General features: G+C 71.9%; 15 protein-coding genes. 8 read left to right on the top strand and 7 right to left on the bottom strand.

Features of this window, described 5'->3' with window-relative positions:
• Positions 1–42 precede the first annotated feature (42 nt).
• Entirely contained in the window at positions 43–1,062 is a 1,020-nt protein-coding gene (locus ORI94_RS31055) for a DedA family protein (RefSeq protein ID WP_266081755.1), read from the top strand.
• A 120-nt stretch (positions 1,063–1,182) separates the two neighbouring features.
• On the opposite strand, the gene ORI94_RS31050 is transcribed toward ORI94_RS31055, so the two are convergent.
• A complete protein-coding gene (locus ORI94_RS31050) occupies positions 1,183–2,892 on the bottom strand; it encodes a threonine/serine ThrE exporter family protein (RefSeq protein WP_266081753.1) in 1,710 nt (569 codons plus the stop codon).
• A gap of 150 nt (positions 2,893–3,042) precedes the next feature.
• Positions 3,043–3,534: an inorganic diphosphatase gene (locus ORI94_RS31045; RefSeq protein WP_042174359.1), complete on the bottom strand. Its 492-nt coding sequence runs from the start codon at positions 3,532–3,534 to the stop codon at positions 3,043–3,045.
• Positions 3,535–3,613: 79 nt separating this feature from the next.
• On the opposite strand from ORI94_RS31045, the gene dacB reads away from it, so the two are divergent.
• From dacB to folE, 6 genes are all read left to right on the top strand, one after another.
• Positions 3,614–5,236, top strand: a complete 1,623-nt coding sequence (gene dacB / locus ORI94_RS31040) for a D-alanyl-D-alanine carboxypeptidase/D-alanyl-D-alanine-endopeptidase (RefSeq protein ID WP_266081751.1) — start codon at positions 3,614–3,616, stop codon at positions 5,234–5,236.
• Positions 5,237–5,342: 106 nt separating this feature from the next.
• Positions 5,343–6,500: a zinc-dependent metalloprotease gene (locus ORI94_RS31035; protein ID WP_266081749.1), complete on the top strand. Its 1,158-nt coding sequence runs from the start codon at positions 5,343–5,345 to the stop codon at positions 6,498–6,500.
• A gap of 302 nt (positions 6,501–6,802) precedes the next feature.
• A complete protein-coding gene (gene tilS, locus ORI94_RS31030) occupies positions 6,803–7,867 on the top strand; it encodes a tRNA lysidine(34) synthetase TilS (protein WP_266081747.1) in 1,065 nt (354 codons plus the stop codon).
• 61 nt (positions 7,868–7,928) lie between these two features.
• Positions 7,929–8,489 carry a hypoxanthine phosphoribosyltransferase gene (gene hpt / locus ORI94_RS31025; RefSeq protein WP_257851724.1) on the top strand — a complete coding sequence of 187 codons (561 nt, stop codon included), beginning with the start codon at positions 7,929–7,931 and terminating at the stop codon, positions 8,487–8,489.
• Between the two features lie 188 nt (positions 8,490–8,677).
• Positions 8,678–10,717 (top strand): ATP-dependent zinc metalloprotease FtsH, encoded by a 2,040-nt coding sequence (ftsH, locus tag ORI94_RS31020; RefSeq protein WP_266081745.1) that lies wholly within the window; start codon positions 8,678–8,680, stop codon positions 10,715–10,717.
• Between the two features lie 148 nt (positions 10,718–10,865).
• On the top strand, positions 10,866–11,471 hold the full coding sequence (folE, locus tag ORI94_RS31015; protein ID WP_266081743.1) for a GTP cyclohydrolase I FolE: 606 nt from the start codon (positions 10,866–10,868) through the stop codon (positions 11,469–11,471).
• An 18-nt stretch (positions 11,472–11,489) separates the two neighbouring features.
• Here the strand turns inward: folE and ORI94_RS31010 are convergent, their stop codons facing one another.
• The 5 genes from ORI94_RS31010 to folP all read right to left on the bottom strand — a co-directional run bounded on the left by ORI94_RS31010 (position 11,490) and on the right by folP (position 14,715).
• The gene (locus tag ORI94_RS31010) at positions 11,490–11,981 is read right to left on the bottom strand and encodes a DUF3180 domain-containing protein (protein WP_266081741.1); all 492 of its coding nucleotides are present in this window, start codon (positions 11,979–11,981) and stop codon (positions 11,490–11,492) included.
• 55 nt (positions 11,982–12,036) lie between these two features.
• Complete coding sequence (folK, locus tag ORI94_RS31005) at positions 12,037–12,648, bottom strand: 2-amino-4-hydroxy-6-hydroxymethyldihydropteridine diphosphokinase (protein WP_266081738.1); 612 nt, start codon at positions 12,646–12,648, stop codon at positions 12,037–12,039.
• Entirely contained in the window at positions 12,645–13,004 is a 360-nt protein-coding gene (gene folB / locus ORI94_RS31000; RefSeq protein ID WP_266081736.1) for a dihydroneopterin aldolase, read from the bottom strand. Before folB ends, folK begins: the two co-directional genes overlap by 4 nt.
• Positions 13,005–13,270: 266 nt before the next feature.
• The gene (locus tag ORI94_RS30995) at positions 13,271–13,792 is read right to left on the bottom strand and encodes a nuclear transport factor 2 family protein (RefSeq protein ID WP_266081734.1); all 522 of its coding nucleotides are present in this window, start codon (positions 13,790–13,792) and stop codon (positions 13,271–13,273) included.
• Positions 13,789–14,715 carry a dihydropteroate synthase gene (gene folP, locus ORI94_RS30990; RefSeq protein WP_266081731.1) on the bottom strand — a complete coding sequence of 309 codons (927 nt, stop codon included), beginning with the start codon at positions 14,713–14,715 and terminating at the stop codon, positions 13,789–13,791. The genes ORI94_RS30995 and folP overlap by 4 nt, the downstream gene beginning before the upstream one ends.
• 660 nt (positions 14,716–15,375) lie before the next feature.
• On the opposite strand from folP, the gene ORI94_RS30985 reads away from it, so the two are divergent.
• On the top strand, positions 15,376–16,893 hold the full coding sequence (locus ORI94_RS30985) for a hypothetical protein (protein ID WP_266081729.1): 1,518 nt from the start codon (positions 15,376–15,378) through the stop codon (positions 16,891–16,893).
• The last annotated feature ends 41 nt before the right edge of the window (positions 16,894–16,934 follow it).

Raw genomic sequence — 16,934 nt, 5'->3', positions numbered from 1 at the left:
AGCCCCCGCCCGCCCCCCTCAACCAGCAGGAGCCACAGCCCCGTGACCACCCTTGCGCTCGGCCCCGAGTGGCTGAGCCCGGACTACCTGATCGAGACCTTCAGCCTTCCCGGCATCCTGCTGATCGTCTTCGCCGAGTCCGGATTCTTCGCGTTCCTGCCCGGCGACTCCCTGCTGTTCACGGCGGGCCTCTTCGTGGCCGAGGGCAGCTACATCACCCAGCCGCTGTGGCTGGTCTGCACGCTGATCGTGTTCGCCGCCGTCCTGGGCGACCAAGTCGGCTACACGATCGGAAAGTTCTTCGGCCCGAGGATCTTCAGCCGTCCCGACTCCAAGCTCTTCAAACAGGAGAACCTGGAGGCGGCCCACGATTTCATGGAGAAATACGGCCCCAAGGCGATCGTGCTGGCCCGCTTCGTGCCGATCGTGCGCACCTTCGCCCCCATCACGGCGGGCGCGGGCCGGATGAAGTACCGCACGTTCCTCACGTACAACCTCATCGGCGGCGTGGCCTGGGGCTCGGGCGTCACGCTCGCCGGCTACTGGCTCGGCCAGATCGATTTCATCAAGGCCAACGTCGAGTCGATCCTCATCCTGATCGTCTTCCTCTCGGTGGTCCCGATCATCGTCGAGTACCTGCGGGAGCGCGCCAAGAAGAAGCGCGGCGTCCTCGCGACCCCGGACGTCCCGCAGCAGGACGAGTACGACGCGTACGTCAGCCGGCAGGCCTCCGGGTACGCCCGGCAGCCGGTCATGGACGACGCCACGACCCAGCTCCGCCGCATCACCCCGGACGGGCCGCAGCAGCAGCGGCAGCAGGCCCCGCAGCCCCAGCCGCCCCAGCAGCCCTATGGCAACCAGGGCTACCCGCACCAGCACCAGCAGCAGCAGCCCCGGCCCCAGCAGCCCTACGGCGGAGGCCAGGGCGGATACGACCAGTACTACGGCGGGCAGCAGTATCCCCAGGACCAGGGCGGGGCGCAGGGGCAGCCTCAGGCACCGCAGGGCCAGGGCCACGGCCAGGACTACAACCAGCAGCCGCCCCACCCCCGCGGTTACTGAACCGCCGTTCCGGACCCGGACCCGGACCCGGACTCGGACCCGAAACCCGGACCCGAACACGTCCCCGGGGTGCGCGACCGCTCGCGCACCCCGGGGATCCGTGTACCCGGCGACCCGGGGTCAGAAGCCGCGTGTCCGCTTCGCCGCCCTGCGCTTCTCGGCGGAGCCGACCCGCAGGAACAGCCGGGAGATCTCCGAACCGAGGTTCACCCCGATCGCGATGGCCATGGCGAGCGCCACCGCCTTCGAGAGGGACAGCAGACCCTTGTCCACCTCGTTCTGGGCGATCGCGAGCAGACCGAAGTACGTGGCGGAACCGGGCAGCAGGGGCCCGATCGCCGCCGTGATGTACGGCAGCGCCGAAGCGAACCGGTACCGGGACAGCAACTGTCCGAACAGTCCCACGAGCCCCGCCGCCGCGGCGGTGGAGGCCACCGGCGAGATGTCGCCCGCGTAGTGCATCGCGCCGTACACCACCCAGGCGACGCCGCCGTTGAGGGTGACCAGCAGCACCGTGGACCGCTCCTGCTGGAGCAGTACCGCGAAGGCCAGCGACAACCCGAGCGACGCGGTGATCTGCAGCAGCGGCCGGTCGGTCAGGACGAGTGCGGCGTCGGGGTTCAGCTTCGCACCCAGCTGCACGCCGAAGTAGAGCACCACCAACACGCCGGTCACGATGCCCACGAAGAAGTACAGAACCTCCAGGAGCCGCGCGGAGGCGGTGATGTAGAAGCCCGTCAGGCCGTCCTGCACGCCTGCCACCAGCGCCCGTCCCGGCAGCAGGGCGAACAGCCCACCGGTGATCACGGCGGAGGCCTTCACGTCCGCGTGCGCCAGCGTCAGTGCGACGCCCATCGCGGCCGGCGGCATCGCGGCCACCGTGAACTGGTAGAACTCCGGCAGTCCCCGGTCGGCGCACTTCCAGGCCAGCCGGTCGCCGAGCATCGCGCCCACCGCCGCGGCCACGAACACCAGGAGACCGCCGCCGACCAGGACCGAGGCCGAACCCGCCAGCAGCCCGCTGGCCGCGTTCAGCACCCAGGTGGGGTAGGGGTGCCGGTTGCGGCGGATCTCCGCGAGCCGCCGGTAGGACTCCTCCAGGGAGATGTGCGTCTCGTCGTCACTGAGGTCGTCCACCAGCTGGTACACGGCCGCCAGGCGGGTGTAGTCGGTGCCCCGGCGGCGCACCGTGCGCGACGCGGTCACCGGGTCCTCCACCAGTGACGGCTGGTGGGAGATCGACAGCAGGGTGAAGGTGACGGTCGGTTCGCAGCGGTCCAGGCCGTAGGAGCGGCAGACGGCGAACATCGCCCCCTCCACGTCCTCCGCGCCCTCGCCGCCCGCCAGCAGCAACTCCCCGATACGCAGCGTCAGGTCGAGCACGCGCGGTACGGCGGGCCCGGTGTCGTCGTCGTGCCGGTGCACCTGTTCCGGTGCCGGCCGCTCGGTCACCGGCATGCGCAGCATGGTGCGCATCCGGTCCTGCCAGGGCACGTCCCGGTGCAGGGAGACGGACGGGATCCCGTTGGGCGGGGTGAACGCCGGCGGAGCCTGCTTGGCCTGGTACGTACTCGGCGGGTTGAACGCCGACCCCTCCGTCTCGGCGGGCGGCGGGGGAGCCGTGCCCAGGCCCTCGGGCAGGGCGAACTCCGACGTCGTCTCCGACTCCGTGGGGACCCGCGGGGCCCTCATGAGCGCCAGCCCTTCCGGAACGGCGAACTCCGACGTCGTCGACGACTCCGTATCCACCGGAGCCGCCAGTCCGACCCGAGAGCCGAAGGCACTCCTCGCCTCGTCCGACCGGCGTTTGCGGTCCTCCGTGTCCGTCACCTGCGCTGCGCTCCCTGCTACGACATGTCCCTGCTGCTTGCACCCCCGTCGGGCCCGGCCGGCAGGCCCCACGGGTCAGTATGCGCACGGACAGGGAAAAGGGCCGCACGCATATGCGTGCGGCCCTTTTCACGTCTCGTGCCCGGGGGCTCAGTGGCCGCCCGTCTCCTTGAAACGCTTGTAGGACCGCTCGATCTCGATCTCGGCGTCCGTCCGGCCGACCCAGTTGGCGCCCTCCACCGACTTGCCCGGCTCCAGGTCCTTGTAGACCTCGAAGAAGTGCTGGATCTCCAGACGGTCGAACTCCGACACGTGGTGGATGTCCCGCAGGTGCTCCACACGCGGGTCCGTCGACGGGACGCACAGCAGCTTGTCGTCGCCGCCGGCCTCGTCCGTCATCCGGAACATGCCGATCGCGCGGCAGCGGATCAGACAGCCCGGGAACGTCGGCTCGTCGAGAATGACCAGCGCGTCCAGCGGGTCGCCGTCCTCGCCGAGGGTGTTCTCGACGAAGCCGTAGTCGGTCGGATAGGCGGTCGAGGTGAAGAGTCGACGGTCCAGGCGGATCCGACCCGTCTCGTGGTCCACCTCGTACTTGTTCCGCGAACCCTTCGGGATCTCGATCGTGACGTCGAACTCCACCGGTGGCTCCTCCATGATCAGCACATAGTTCTGGTGGTTAAGTGTCCCTCACGCAGGTGTGTGATCGCGAAAGGGGTTGGTGGTCGTGCCGGAGCTGAGGCCTTGGCGGGCCGCGAGACCGCATGTGGCGCGGTTCGCGGACGCCGTACGACCCCGTCTGGCACGGACCGCGGCGGCTGTCCGGCCGCGTCTGGCGCGGTTGCGGCCGAGTCGTCCCGCGGGTGTCGCCACGACCGCCGGGCCACGGATCACGCGGTCGGTGGCCCGGCCGGGGACCTGGCGGTTCACCGTGGTCGCGGCCACCGCCGGAACGGTGCTGGCCGCAGGCGCGGTGACCGCCGCCGGTCCCTGGGACTCCACCGGTCAGCGTACGGCCGAGCAGGACCGGGCCGTGGCCCTGGAGGCCACGCGTGGCGCAGATCACGGCGGCACCCGCGGCAACGCCGGTACACCGCCCCGCGGCCCCGGTACGGCTCCCAGCGCCCCCTCCGTGCTCACCGGACTCGGCGGCGGCGCCACCACCGTCAAGTCGGTGCCCGGCGGCAAGGCCCTCTCGGGCACCCTCGCCCCGCTGCTGAAGACCCCGGCGTTCGGCGACCGTTCCGCCTCCGTGGTCGACGTGTCCACCGGCCGGAGCCTGTACGCCGACGGCCCCGCGGACGCGTTCACCCCCGCCTCCACCACGAAGATCGCCACCGCCGCCGCGGTCCTCGCCGCGCTCGGCCCCGACCACCGCCTGACCACCCGCGCCACCTACGAACCCGACACGAAAGAGGTCATCCTCGTCGGCGGCGGCGACCCCACCCTCACCGCCCGGAAGAAGGACACCACCGGCTCGGCGAGTCTGCGCGACCTCGCCGCACGCACCGCCGCCGCCCTCGCCGAACGCGGTGTGCGCGAGGTCACCCTGTCCTACGACACCACCCTCTACCCGGGTGGCGAGCGGCACCCGATCGGCGTCAACCCCAACATCGCCCTCATCACCCCGCTGATGGCCGACGAGGCCCGCACCGACGACTCCGTCAGCGGCCCCGCGGACCGCGTCCCGGACCCCGCGGCCGACGCCGCGCGGAAGTTCGGCGCGCTCCTGAAGGAACACGGCGTCAAGACCACGCCCCCCGGCCCGTCGAAGTCCACGACCCGCGCCGACACCCTCGCCACGGTCTCCTCGCCCCCGCTCGCCACCCTGGTCGAACGGATGCTCACCCACAGCGACAACGACCTCGCCGAAGCCCTCGCCCGCCAGACCGCGATCGCCACCGGCCGACGCGCCGACTTCGCGGGCGGCACCGCCGCCGTCCGCACCCAGCTGCAGAAGCTCGGCGTTCCTCTGAAGGGCACCGCGTTCAAGGACGCCAGCGGCCTCGACCGCAGGAACCGGCTCACCACCGGCCTGCTCACCGCCCTCCTCGTGAAGTCCGGCGACCCCGCCCGCCCCGAACTGCGCCCCGTCCTCACCGGGCTGCCCGTCGCCGGTTTCACCGGCACCCTCACCGGCCGCTACGCCGACGGCGCGGCCGGCGTCGTACGGGCCAAGACGGGCACCCTCACCGGCGTCAACGCCCTGGCGGGCACCGTCGTCGACCGGGAGGGCAGGCTGCTCGCCTTCGCCTTCCTCGCGACCGGCACCACCGACCCGACGGCCGCCCAGGCCGCCCTCGACAAGGCCGCCACGGCCCTGGCGGCGTGCGGCTGCCGGTGACCCGCCGGTCACGTGCCGGGTGCCGCAGGGGCGCCCGGCACCGGCTGTTCCACAGCTCTGTCCCGCGGCTCTGCCCCGCGCCGCGCTCCTCACGTACCGTTGCAGCATGACGAGTTTCGGTGGTGCTGCCTCTTCCGGGATGGTCGACTGGGATCTCGCGGTCGCGACCGCGACCCGGCTCATGCGGCCGGGGCCCGACGTGAGCCGTGACGAGGCCCGGGCCATCGTCACCGAACTGCGGAGGCACGCGAAGGCCTCCGAGACGCACGTCCGCGGCTTCACCCGGCTGGGCACCGAGGAGACGCACGACACTCCGGTCCTCGTCGTCGACCGCCCGGGCTGGGTCCGGGCCAACGTCGCGGGCTTCCGCGAACTGCTCAAGCCGCTCCTCGACAAGATGCAGGACCGGCGCGGCACCTCACCCGGCGGGGTCCTCCTCGGCACCGTCGGCGGCAAGGTCACCGGCGTCGAGGTCGGCATGCTGCTGTCCTTCCTGGCCTCCCGCGTCCTCGGCCAGTACGAGACCTTCGCCCCCGCCGCCCGCGACCTCCCGGCCGGTGGCCCGCCCGGCGCGCCGAACGGCGGCGGCAGGCTGCTGCTCGTCGCCCCCAACATCGTCCACGTGGAGCGCGAACTCGACGTGGATCCGCACGACTTCCGGCTGTGGGTCTGCCTGCACGAGGAGACGCACCGCACCCAGTTCTCCGCCGTCCCCTGGCTGCGTGACCACATGCAGGGCGAGATCCAGTCGTTCCTGGGGGAGACCGACGTCGACCCCATGACCGTCCTGGAGCGCGTCCGTCAGGCCGTCCAGTCCTTCACCGGCGGCCGGCCCGAGGGCGAGGAGGACGAGGACGGGGGAGACGGGCGCTCCCTCGTGGAGCTCGTGCAGACCCCCGCCCAGCGGGAGATCCTCGGCCGGCTCACGGCCGTGATGTCCCTGCTGGAGGGACACGCCGACTTCGTGATGGACGGCGTCGGGCCCGAGGTCGTGCCGAGCGTCGCCGAGATCCGCGAGAAGTTCCAGCAGCGACGCGCGAAGGGCGCCTCCCGCCTGGACCTGGCCCTGCGCAAACTGCTCGGCCTGGACGCCAAGCTCCGCCAGTACCGCGACGGTGAACGCTTCGTCCGCGCGGTGGTCGAGGAGGTCGGCATGGACGGCTTCAACCGGGTGTGGACCTCGCCCAACACCCTCCCCACCAAGGCGGAGATCTCCAAGCCCGCGGAGTGGGTCACCCGCGTGCACCGCAAACCCGAGGCGTAACGGCTCGGACGCCCGGCGTGGCGTGCGCCGCTCGTGCCTCCGGACGCCCGGCGTGCGCCGGGCGGGGGGCGGGGCGGCGCGACGTCCGGGGCGGGACTGCGGGGAACGGGACCGCGGGGGACGCGGCACGAGGAGAACCCGGCGTACGGCAGTCGGACGGATCCTCAATCACCCGTCCGAGGGACCGTGAGCGAAGAGTAGGCGTGCAATGCTCGGGGAACACCCCGGTTCTGTCACCATCTACACACTCTGAGTGACCGAATCCGGGCTCACCCCCGAAAACTTCATGAAGGGAACCGGACATGGGTCCCCATCCTGCGGTCGCGGCGATACGCCTGGCGGTCCGCCGCGTACTCCACGACATCCTCGACGAACACGACCGAAACCCCGGCGGACACGACCGGGTCGCCGCCGGCCCCGGCCGTACCCCCGAGGCCCCGCGCGCGTGTGAACCGTCCCCGCTCGTGCTCGTCGCCTGCTCCGGCGGCGCCGACTCCATGGCGCTCGCCTCCGCCCTCGCCTTCGAAGCGCCCCGCCTCGGGGTGCGCGCCGGCGGCGTCACCGTCGACCACGGCCTCCAGGCCGGCTCCGACCTGCGCGCCGCCGAAGTGACCCTGCGCCTGCGCGGCCTCGGCCTCGGCCCCGTCGAGTCCGTCGCCGTCACCGTCGGCCGCGGCGGCGGCCCCGAGGCCGCCGCCCGCGACGCCCGCTACGCCGCCCTCGACGCCGCCGCCGAACGGCACGGGGCGGCAGCCGTCCTGCTCGGCCACACCCGCGACGACCAGGCCGAGACCGTCCTGCTGGGACTCGCCCGCGGCTCCGGCATCCGCTCCCTGTCCGGAATGGCCGCGGTCTCGGGGGCCGCCGGCCGCTACCGCAGGCCCTTCCTCCGGCTCGACCGGCAGACCGCCCGCACGGCCTGCATGGCCCAGTCCCTCCCCGTCTGGGACGACCCGCACAACACCGATCCCGCCTACACCCGCTCCCGGCTCCGCCACGAAGGCCTGCCCGCCCTGGAGAAGGCCCTCGGCAAAGGCGTCGTCGAGGCACTCGCCCGGACGGCCCAGCTCTCCCGCGACGACGCCGACGCCCTCGACGCCTGGGCCGACCGCGCCGAGGCCGGCGTCCGCGACGCCGACGGCCGTCTGGAGTGCGCCGGACTCCACGCCCTCCCGCCCGCGGTGCGCCGCCGTGTACTGCGCCGCGCGGCCATCGACGCGGGGGCTCCGGCCGGTTCGCTGTTCGCCCGGCACATCGAGGAGGTCGACCGGCTGATCACCGGCTGGCGCGGCCAGGGGGCCATCAATCTCCCCGGCCGGGTCGTGGCCCGTCGCCAGGGTGGCAGACTGGTGATTCGGCAAGGCTGAAAAACGTATCCCCGGCAGAGCCGCGGACGGTACGGGACAGCCGGTGGGACGACCGAAAGTGATGCGGGTGGACGCGAAAGACATGGGTGCCGACCTCGAGAAGGTGCTCATCACCAAGGAAGAGATCGACGCCAAGCTGGCTGAGCTGGCCGCGAAGATCGACGCGGAGTACGCGGACAAGGAACTGCTGATCGTCGGCGTCCTCAAGGGTGCGGTGATGGTCATGGCCGACCTCGCCCGGGCGCTGTCCACCCCCCTCACGATGGACTGGATGGCCGTATCCTCGTACGGGGCGGGCACCCAGTCCTCCGGTGTGGTGCGGATCCTCAAGGACCTCGACACCGACATCAAGGGCAAGCACGTCCTGATCGTCGAGGACATCATCGACTCCGGCCTGACCCTGTCGTGGCTGATCTCCAACCTCGGCTCGCGCGAGCCCGCCTCCCTCAAGGTGTGCACGCTGCTGCGCAAGCCCGAGGCCGCCAAGGTCAACATCGACGTGGAATGGGTCGGCTTCGACATTCCCAACGAGTTCGTCGTCGGCTACGGCCTCGACTACGCGGAGAAATACCGCAACCTCCCCTTCGTCGGTACGCTCGCGCCCCACGTCTACGGCGGCTGAGACACCGGGACCGGGGCGCCGTATGTAGATCGGGAACCCCGACGGCCTCCGCGCCGTTGAAGCATGCGTGGACGCGATTGCCGGCAGTCCCACGCAGCTTCGGTGGGCCATGCTGGGGTACCGTCCGAAGAACAGTCTTTATCAAACTCACTATGGCAGGAGGGACGGGGCGGCACCGCTCCGTATGGATGGACGTGAAGCGATACTTCCGTGGGCCGGTCATGTGGATCGTGCTGGCCGTCCTCGCCGTGGTCGTGTTGATGCAGGTCGTCGGCTCGTCCGGCGGCTACAAGACGGTGGACACCGGCGAGGTCGTCCAGGCGATCAACGAGAACAAAGTCGAGTCGGCCAAACTGACCACCGGCGACGAGCAGATCATCAAGGTCCAGCTCAAGGACGGCGAAGAGGTCAAGGACAGCTCGAAGATCCAGGCGAGCTACATCGGTGACCAGGGCGTCACCATCGCCAACACGCTGCAGGACAAGTTCCAGAACGAGCAGATCCCGGACGGCTACACCGTCTCGCCGTCCAAGCAGAACGCGTTCGTGGGCATTCTGCTGTCGCTGCTCCCCTTCGTCCTCATCGTGGTCGTCTTCCTGTTCCTGATGAACCAGATGCAGGGCGGCGGCTCCCGCGTCATGAACTTCGGCAAGTCCAAGGCGAAGCTCATCACCAAGGACACGCCGAAGACGACGTTCTCCGACGTCGCCGGATCGGACGAGGCGGTCGAGGAACTCCACGAGATCAAGGAGTTCCTGCAGGAGCCGGCCAAGTTCCAGGCCGTCGGGGCCAAGATCCCCAAGGGTGTGCTGCTGTACGGCCCGCCCGGCACCGGCAAGACCCTGCTCGCGCGCGCCGTCGCGGGCGAGGCCGGCGTCCCCTTCTACTCGATCTCGGGTTCCGACTTCGTCGAGATGTTCGTCGGTGTCGGTGCCTCCCGGGTCCGTGACCTCTTCGAGCAGGCCAAGGCCAACGCTCCGGCGATCGTCTTCGTCGACGAGATCGACGCGGTCGGCCGCCATCGCGGCGCCGGCCTCGGCGGCGGTCACGACGAACGTGAGCAGACCCTGAACCAGCTCCTCGTCGAGATGGACGGCTTCGACGTGAAGGGCGGCGTGATCCTCATCGCCGCCACGAACCGGCCCGACATCCTCGACCCGGCTCTGCTGCGCCCCGGCCGGTTCGACCGGCAGATCGCGGTCGACCGCCCGGACATGCAGGGCAGGCTGGAGATCCTCAAGGTCCACCAGAAGGGCAAGCCGGTCGCCCCGGACGTCGACCTGTCGGCCGTCGCCCGCCGCACCCCCGGCATGACGGGTGCCGACCTGGCCAACGTGCTGAACGAGGCCGCGCTCCTGACCGCGCGCAGCGACCAGAAGCTGATCGACAACCACATGCTGGACGAGGCGATCGACCGAGTGGTCGCGGGCCCGCAGAAGCGGAGCCGGATCATGTCGGACAAGGAGAAGAAGATCACCGCGTACCACGAGGGCGGACACGCCCTGGTCGCGGCGGCCTCACCGAACTCCGACCCCGTTCACAAGATCACGATCCTGTCCAGAGGCCGCGCCCTCGGCTACACGATGGTGCTGCCGGACGAGGACAAGTACTCCACCACACGCAACGAGATGCTGGACCAGCTGGCCTACATGCTGGGCGGCCGCGCGGCCGAGGAGCTCGTCTTCCACGACCCGACCACCGGTGCGGCCAACGACATCGAGAAGGCCACCGGCCTGGCCCGCGCGATGGTCACGCAGTACGGCATGACCGAGCGTCTCGGCGCGATCAAGTTCGGCGGCGACAACTCCGAGCCGTTCCTCGGACGTGAGATGGCTCACCAGCGCGACTACTCGGAAGAGATCGCCGCGCTGGTCGACGAAGAGGTCAAGAAGCTCATCGAGACCGCGCACAACGAGGCGTGGGAGATCCTGGTCGAGAACCGCGACGTGCTCGACAACCTGGTCCTCGCACTCCTCGAGCGGGAGACGCTGGGCAAGGAGGAGATCGCCGAGGTCTTCGCCTCGATCGTCAAGCGTCCGCCCAGGCCCGCCTGGACCGGATCCTCCCGCCGTACGCCGTCCACCCGCCCGCCGGTGCTCTCCCCCAAGGAGCTGGCACTGACGAACGGGGCGAACGGCGCGACGCCGGCCATCTCCACCGTGAAGAGCACTGCGGCGGAGCCCGCCCCGGCGCCCGAGCCGATCCCGGAGGACCGCCCCGAGAGCTGACCGGCTCTCCCGGCGGCCTTACCGGGCCCGGAATGTATGCCGCGCCCCCCTGGTTCTAGCCTGGGGGGCGCGGTTTTTTTGTGTATCCGCAGTGGAGAGCGCGTGCATCAGGTCCGACACGCGCGCAGGCACAGGAACGAGGCACCCCATGACCGACCCGGTGACGCTGGACGGCGAGGCCACGATCGGCGAGTTCGACGAGAAACGAGCCGAGAACGCCGTCCGCGAACTGCTGATCGCGGTCGGCGAGGACCCGGACCGGGAGGGCCTGCGGGAGACGCCGGGCCGGGTGGCACGGGCGTACCAGGAGATGTTCGCGGGCCTGCGGCAGAAGGCCGAGGACGTGCTGACCACGACCTTCGACCTCGGCCACGACGAGATGGTGCTCGTGAAGGACATCGAGGTGTACTCCACCTGTGAGCACCATCTGGTGCCGTTCCGCGGGGTGGCCCATGTCGGTTACATCCCGGCCACCAGCGGAAAGATCACGGGGCTGTCCAAGCTGGCCCGGCTCGTGGACGTCTACGCCCGGCGCCCGCAGGTGCAGGAACGACTCACCACCCAGATCGCGGAGTCCCTGATGGAGATCCTGGAGCCGCGCGGGGTGATCGTGGTGATCGAGTGCGAGCACATGTGCATGTCGATGCGGGGCATCCGCAAGCCCGGCGCGAAGACCCTCACGTCGGCCGTGCGCGGGCAGCTGCGGGACGCGGCGACGCGCAACGAGGCGATGAGCCTCATCATGGCGCGCTGAGAGCGCGCTGAGCGGGCGTCAGGCGGCCGGGGCGGTGCCCCTGCCGTTGTGGTCGTCGTCGTCCTCCGGGAGCTTGCAGACGCGCTCCAGGAAGAGGGCCGCCCCTATGACGGCGACTCCCGCCAGGACCGAGAAACCGGCGTAGAAGGCCTGGTCGCGGCGGGCGGGGATGTCGAGGGACTCCAGGAGGAAGACGCCCGTGCCGCCGTACATCCCGGCGACGAGGGCGGCGACCAGGGCACTGGCCTGGCCGAAGACGACCGCGCGGGCCGCCATCATCGGGTCGACGCCCTTGGCGTCGGGGCGGCGCTCGCGCTGGTCCTTGAGACGGGCGCGCAGGGAGAGCGCCGTGGCCGTGAGGACCACGGCGATCAGGGCGAGGACGACGGGCGCCGCCAGCGGGACGCTCGGCAGGGTGCCGAGGGAGTTCCAGAGGCGGGCGCCGGCCCAGGACAGGATCCCGGCCACGACGAAGACGCCGGCCAGCACCCTGATGCGCAGCTCTCTCACGGTGTCCCTTCGGTTCCCCCGGTGCCCGGGTGTGCGGTCCTGTCGACCTTAACGGCTACTCGGGCAGCCGGAGTTCCAGGTCGCTGCGGGAGGTGACGCCCTCGTGGGTGACCGCGGCGAGCAGGGTGGCGACGGGGCCGCGTCCGGGGAGTTCGGCCTCCGGGTCGACGTCGTGCCACGGGGCCAGCACGAAGGCGCGTTCGTGGGCGCGGGGGTGGGGGAGGGTCAGCTGCGGGTCGTCGGAGAGGAGGTCCGCGTAGGAGACGATGTCCACGTCCAGGGTGCGCGGGCCCCAGTGCTCGTCCCGCACCCGGTGGAAGGCCTCCTCGACCGCGTGGGCCCGCTCCAGCAGGGAGGACGGGGGCAGGGTGGTCCTGAGGACCACGACCGCGTTGAAGTACGAGGGCTGGCTGCCGGGCTCGACTCCCCACGGCTCCGTCTCGTACACGGGCGAGACCGCCTTGACCCGGACGCCGGGGGTGTCCTCGAGAGCGTCGACGGCCCCCTGGAGGGTTTCCAGCCGGTTGCCGAGGTTGGCGCCCAGGGAGACGACGGCCCGCTTCGGGTTGTGCAGGGTGGTGTCGGCGGCGTCGACCTGCTCGACCACGGAGGCGGGGACGGGCTGGACGGTCGGGTCGGTGTGGCCCGGGGTGGACGGCCTGGTCATGCGCGGCTCCGGATGATGGTGATGGTCACGTCGTCGAAAGGCACGGTGATCGGAGCGTCCGGCTTGTGGACGCGGACCTCGACCTCCTGGACCACGTCGTGCTTGAGGCAGACCTGTGCGATGCGTTCGGCGAGCGTCTCGATGAGGTTGACGGGCTCGCCCTGGACGACCGCCACGACCTCCTCCGCCACGATGCCGTAGTGCACGGTCTTCGTCAGGTCGTCGTCGGTCGCGGCCGGCCGGGTGTCCAGGCCGAGGACCAGGTCCACGATGAAGGTCTGGCCTTCCTCGCGTTCCTTGGGGAACACACCGTGGTGCCCACGGGCCTTCAGGCCGTGCAGCGCGACACGATCCACACGAATCCACTCCTGTCAGTCGTCGGTCCGGCCGGTCGGTGCCGTGTGCGGACGGCACCCCTGTCCCGGTCGAATCTACCCGCGGGTGCCGTCCGGGCGGGTCCCGAGGCGGGCGGGTCGGTCCGGGCCGGGAGGTTTCACCGTGCGTTTCCCCCGGGAAGGCCCGGGGCTCACGGACGGGTAGCGGCCCCTACCCGCACGGGGGTGATGCCAATCGCCCTCCGGGGACGGGAGAAGAGGACGGGGGCCGCGGCCGGCCCGTTCGCTCAGGAGGGGGCCCCGGTGTCGTCGGGGGTTTCGGAGTCGTCGGTCTCGTCGTTCTCGGCGAGGACGGGAGAGGCGTGGTGGGACCAGAGCTTCCAGCCCCCGGGAGTGCGCCGGTAGATGTTGGTGGCGACGACCAGCTGGCCCAGCAGGGGGCCGAGTTCCTCGCCGGCCTTCGGGGCGGGGCCGCCGCTGAGGATGTTCTCGGTGCAGGTCACGACGGCGGTGTCGCCGGTGACGGAGACGTGCACGTCGGTGAGGAAGAACTGGATGTAGTCGGTGTTCGCCATGATCAGGGCGTACGACCGGAGCACCTCGCCGCGTCCCGTGAGCACCGGCCAGCCGGGGTGCACGCAGGAGATCACTCCGGCGTCCGCCGGGTCGTGGTAGGTCTCGTCGATGCCCAGGTCGGCCGGGGTCAGCCAGAGCGACGCGACCTCTTCGAAGTCACCCTGCTCGAGCGCCTCGTAGAAGGCGGCGTTGGTGGCTTCGACCTGCTCGACATCGGTGTGCGGGGCGCTCAACGGGTTCCCTCTGAGCCGTGTGCTGCGCCGTGTGCGCCGGGTACGGGGGGTGCGCCGTCCGGGGTGCGGGCCAGTTCGACGGCGCGGGCGACGCGTACGGCGTCCGCGGTGGCGCGCACCGCGTGCACGCGGACCGCCCAGGCGCCGCCCTGGGCGGCGAGCGCGGAGACGGCGGCGGTGGCCGCGTCGCGTTCCCGGGCGGGCGGGGGCGCGCCGTCGGGACCGGCCAGGACGTGACCGAGGAACCTCTTGCGGGACGCGGCGACGAGCAGCGGGTGGCCGAGCGCCCGGAGGCGGTCGAGCCGGGCCAGGAGGGCGAGGTCGTGGTCGGCGCCCTTGGAGAAGCCGAGCCCGGGGTCGACGATCACGCGGCCGGGGGCGATGCCGCCCTCCAGCACGGCGTCCACGCGGGCGCGGAGTTCGTCGACGACCTCGGTGACGACGTCGCCGTAGGTGCCCTGCACGTTGCCGCCCTCCAGCAGGCCGCGCCAGTGCATGACGACGAAGGGGGCGCCGGCGTCGGCGACCACGGGGATCATGCCGGGGTCGGAGAGACCGCCGCTCACGTCGTTGACGAGCGCGGCGCCCGCCGCGAGGGACTGCTCCGCGACGGAGGCGCGCATGGTGTCGACGGAGATCGTGACGCCCTCGGAGGCGAGGCCCCGGACCACGGGTATGACGCGTTTGAGTTCCTCGGCCTCGTCGACACGCGTGGCACCGGGGCGGGTGGACTCGCCGCCGACATCGATCAGGTCGGCACCCTGGGCGACCAGGTCGAGGCCGTGCTTGACGGCGGTCGTCGTGTCGAACCAGCGGCCACCGTCGGAGAAGGAGTCGGGCGTCACGTTCACGACGCCCATGACCGCGCAGCGGTCCCAGTGGGGGAGGCCCGAGACGTGAAGGTGTCCGCTGCTGTTGCTCATATGTTCAGCGTAGGCGTTGGGCGGGGCGGGGGAGTACCTGGACCAGGGGGCACCGACGGAGGCCGGCTCCGAGGTCTCGTAGCCCGGGGTCCGGAGTCCGTAGCCCGGAGTCCGTGGCCGGGAATCGGGAGCCGGGGAGTCGGGAGCCCGTGGCCGGGAGCCGGGAGCCGGGAGCCGGGAGTCCGTAGCCCGGGGCCGTAGCCCGGGGCCGTAGCCCGGGGCCGTGGCCCGGACTGTGGTCCGGTATTTCCGGCAAGGGTGGGACGGGCGGCGGGTGTATCGCGATCCCGCCGGTCGTCCGCGAAAGCGGCGGGGCGATTCGGGCGCCTCGGGATGTGCCCCGGGACGCGCCCCGGGATGCGCCCCGGGCGCGACTTCCTCACCCGGAAGCAGGTTTTCCGGGCGGGAGCCGGAGGGGGACCGGCGGGTGCCGAAGGAGCGGTGCGGGCCGGGGCCGGGGCGGGCCCGGCAGCCGGTGCGGGAGGCGGCCCGGGGCGTACCGGAAGCGGCTTACCGCCCGAAAATGATCTTGATAATTGCGGCGCGGGTCTATTCACGGTTCGGTGGAGTTCCCTGACGCCCTGTGAAAGCCCCGGTGCTGCTTTGTTTTTTTACGGGGCGGGGCTCCATCATTCGCCTACGCGCGGTAAGTTTCTGGCCATGTCACGTGGACGTCACCGCCATTCCCCGCCCCTGCACAGGATGTTGCCCCCGTCGGCGATCGCAGGCGTCTCGCTCGTCTGCGCCCTGGCTCCCTGGGTGTTCACACAACCGATGACGCTTCGCCTCCTGGCCGCCGCGGCGGCGGCCACGGCGGTCCTCGGTGCGGTCGTGATGCGGCACTGGGACGCCCAGGCCGGCAAGCAGGTCGCCGAACTCACGCGCGCGCGGGCCAGTGACGAGTGGCGTTTCGAGGAACGGGTCGCCGAACTGGAGTCCGACCTCGACGAGTCGCGCGAGCTGCGCGTCAAGCTGGAGCAGCGGTTGCGCGCCAAGCGCGCGGAGCTCGCCGGACTGCGCAACGAGCACGCGGCACTGCTCAGGCGGTACGCCGCGGCGGAGACCGACCGGGCGACCGTCCTGGAGGAGCGCCGGGTGCTCGAGATCGAGGCGGCGGTTCCGGCCCGCGCGTTGACGGCGGGGCCGTCGGCCGCCGGGACCGGTGGCGGGCCCGACGACAAGGCGACCGTGCCGGCGGCCAGGACCGGGGGCGGGACCGGAACCGGGGGCGGGACGACGACCGGGCCCGAGGCAACCGCGGACGGTGAGGAGGAGGCCGGCCGGACCACGGCTTCCCGGGCCTTCTCGCAGGCGGGGGCCACACTGTTCCTGCGGGCCGACGAGGCACTGGCACGGCTCGCCGGCCACGGTGCGGGCGACGCGGACGGAGCCGGCGACGACCGTCCCGTGCGGGACGTCGCCGGTGCCGGCGCCGCGGCCGGGGAGGTCGCCACGGAGGCCGTGGAGACCTCGGCCGGCGATGTGCCGGCCGACGCCGGCACCCCCCGGGGCGGCCCCCTGGCCGAGGGCGGTCCCGCACCGGCCGAGGGCGACACCCGGCCCCGTCACACCGCCGGCTCCCTCCGGAGCGGTGGCACCCGCAGCGGCAGCACCCCCGAGGACGACGGCCCCGGGCCCACCACGGCGGGGAAGCCGGAGCAGTCGCCGGAGGACGAGGCCCAGGGGCGGCCCGAGGCGGTCGCCGAGGACGGGAGCGCGACCGCCTCCCCCGGCCCGGACACCGGCACCACGCCCGAGCAGTCGGGCCGGCCGGCCGAGTCCGCGGAGTCCGCCCCGTCGGCCCCGCCCGGAAGTTCCGTGCGGAGGCCCTCCGGACACTTCACCGTGCCGACCGCGGTCGCGGTGGTACCGCAGACGGAGCCCGTGCGGCGCCCGGTGTCCGACGGCACCTTCGACTTCTTCGGTACGCAGAAGGAGGCGGAGGACGACGCCGACGCGGCCGAGGAGGAGGCGCCGGCCTCCCGCACGGCCCAGGACGAGCCGGAGTTCGGGCCGGCCGGCGAGGCGCGGGGCGCCGGCCGGGTCATCGACCTGACGGCGCACGACGAGCCGGAGCCCGCGGACGGGGAGACCGCGGACGGGGAGACCGGGGCCGGGGCCGGAACCGGGACGCGGACCGAGACCGGCACGAAGGGGCTGCGCAGCGCGGTCTCCTGACGGAGGGCGGCGAGAGCACACGGCACCACGACGTGGCCACG

Origin of the sequence: Streptomyces sp. NEAU-W12, assembly GCF_026242095.1 — a bacterium.
Taxonomy (GTDB): domain Bacteria; phylum Actinomycetota; class Actinomycetes; order Streptomycetales; family Streptomycetaceae; genus Streptomyces.
The sequence above is the reverse complement of the archived record's forward strand: the minus strand, read 5'-3'. Positions and strand labels throughout refer to the sequence as shown.

What these genes read in the sequence shown, in the direction of transcription:
- ORI94_RS31035 (WP_266081749.1), top strand. Translation starts at nt 5,343, where the DNA reads ATGACGAGTTTCGGTGGTGCTGCCTCTTCCGGGATGGTCGACTGGGAT.
- tilS (WP_266081747.1), top strand. Translation starts at nt 6,803, where the DNA reads ATGGGTCCCCATCCTGCGGTCGCGGCGATACGCCTGGCGGTCCGCCGC.
- hpt (WP_257851724.1), top strand. Translation starts at nt 7,929, where the DNA reads ATGCGGGTGGACGCGAAAGACATGGGTGCCGACCTCGAGAAGGTGCTC.
- ftsH (WP_266081745.1), top strand. Translation starts at nt 8,678, where the DNA reads ATGGACGTGAAGCGATACTTCCGTGGGCCGGTCATGTGGATCGTGCTG.
- folE (WP_266081743.1), top strand. Translation starts at nt 10,866, where the DNA reads ATGACCGACCCGGTGACGCTGGACGGCGAGGCCACGATCGGCGAGTTC.
- folK (WP_266081738.1), bottom strand. Translation starts at nt 12,648, where the DNA reads ATGACCAGGCCGTCCACCCCGGGCCACACCGACCCGACCGTCCAGCCC.
- folP (WP_266081731.1), bottom strand. Translation starts at nt 14,715, where the DNA reads ATGAGCAACAGCAGCGGACACCTTCACGTCTCGGGCCTCCCCCACTGG.
- ORI94_RS30985 (WP_266081729.1), top strand. Translation starts at nt 15,376, where the DNA reads ATGTCACGTGGACGTCACCGCCATTCCCCGCCCCTGCACAGGATGTTG.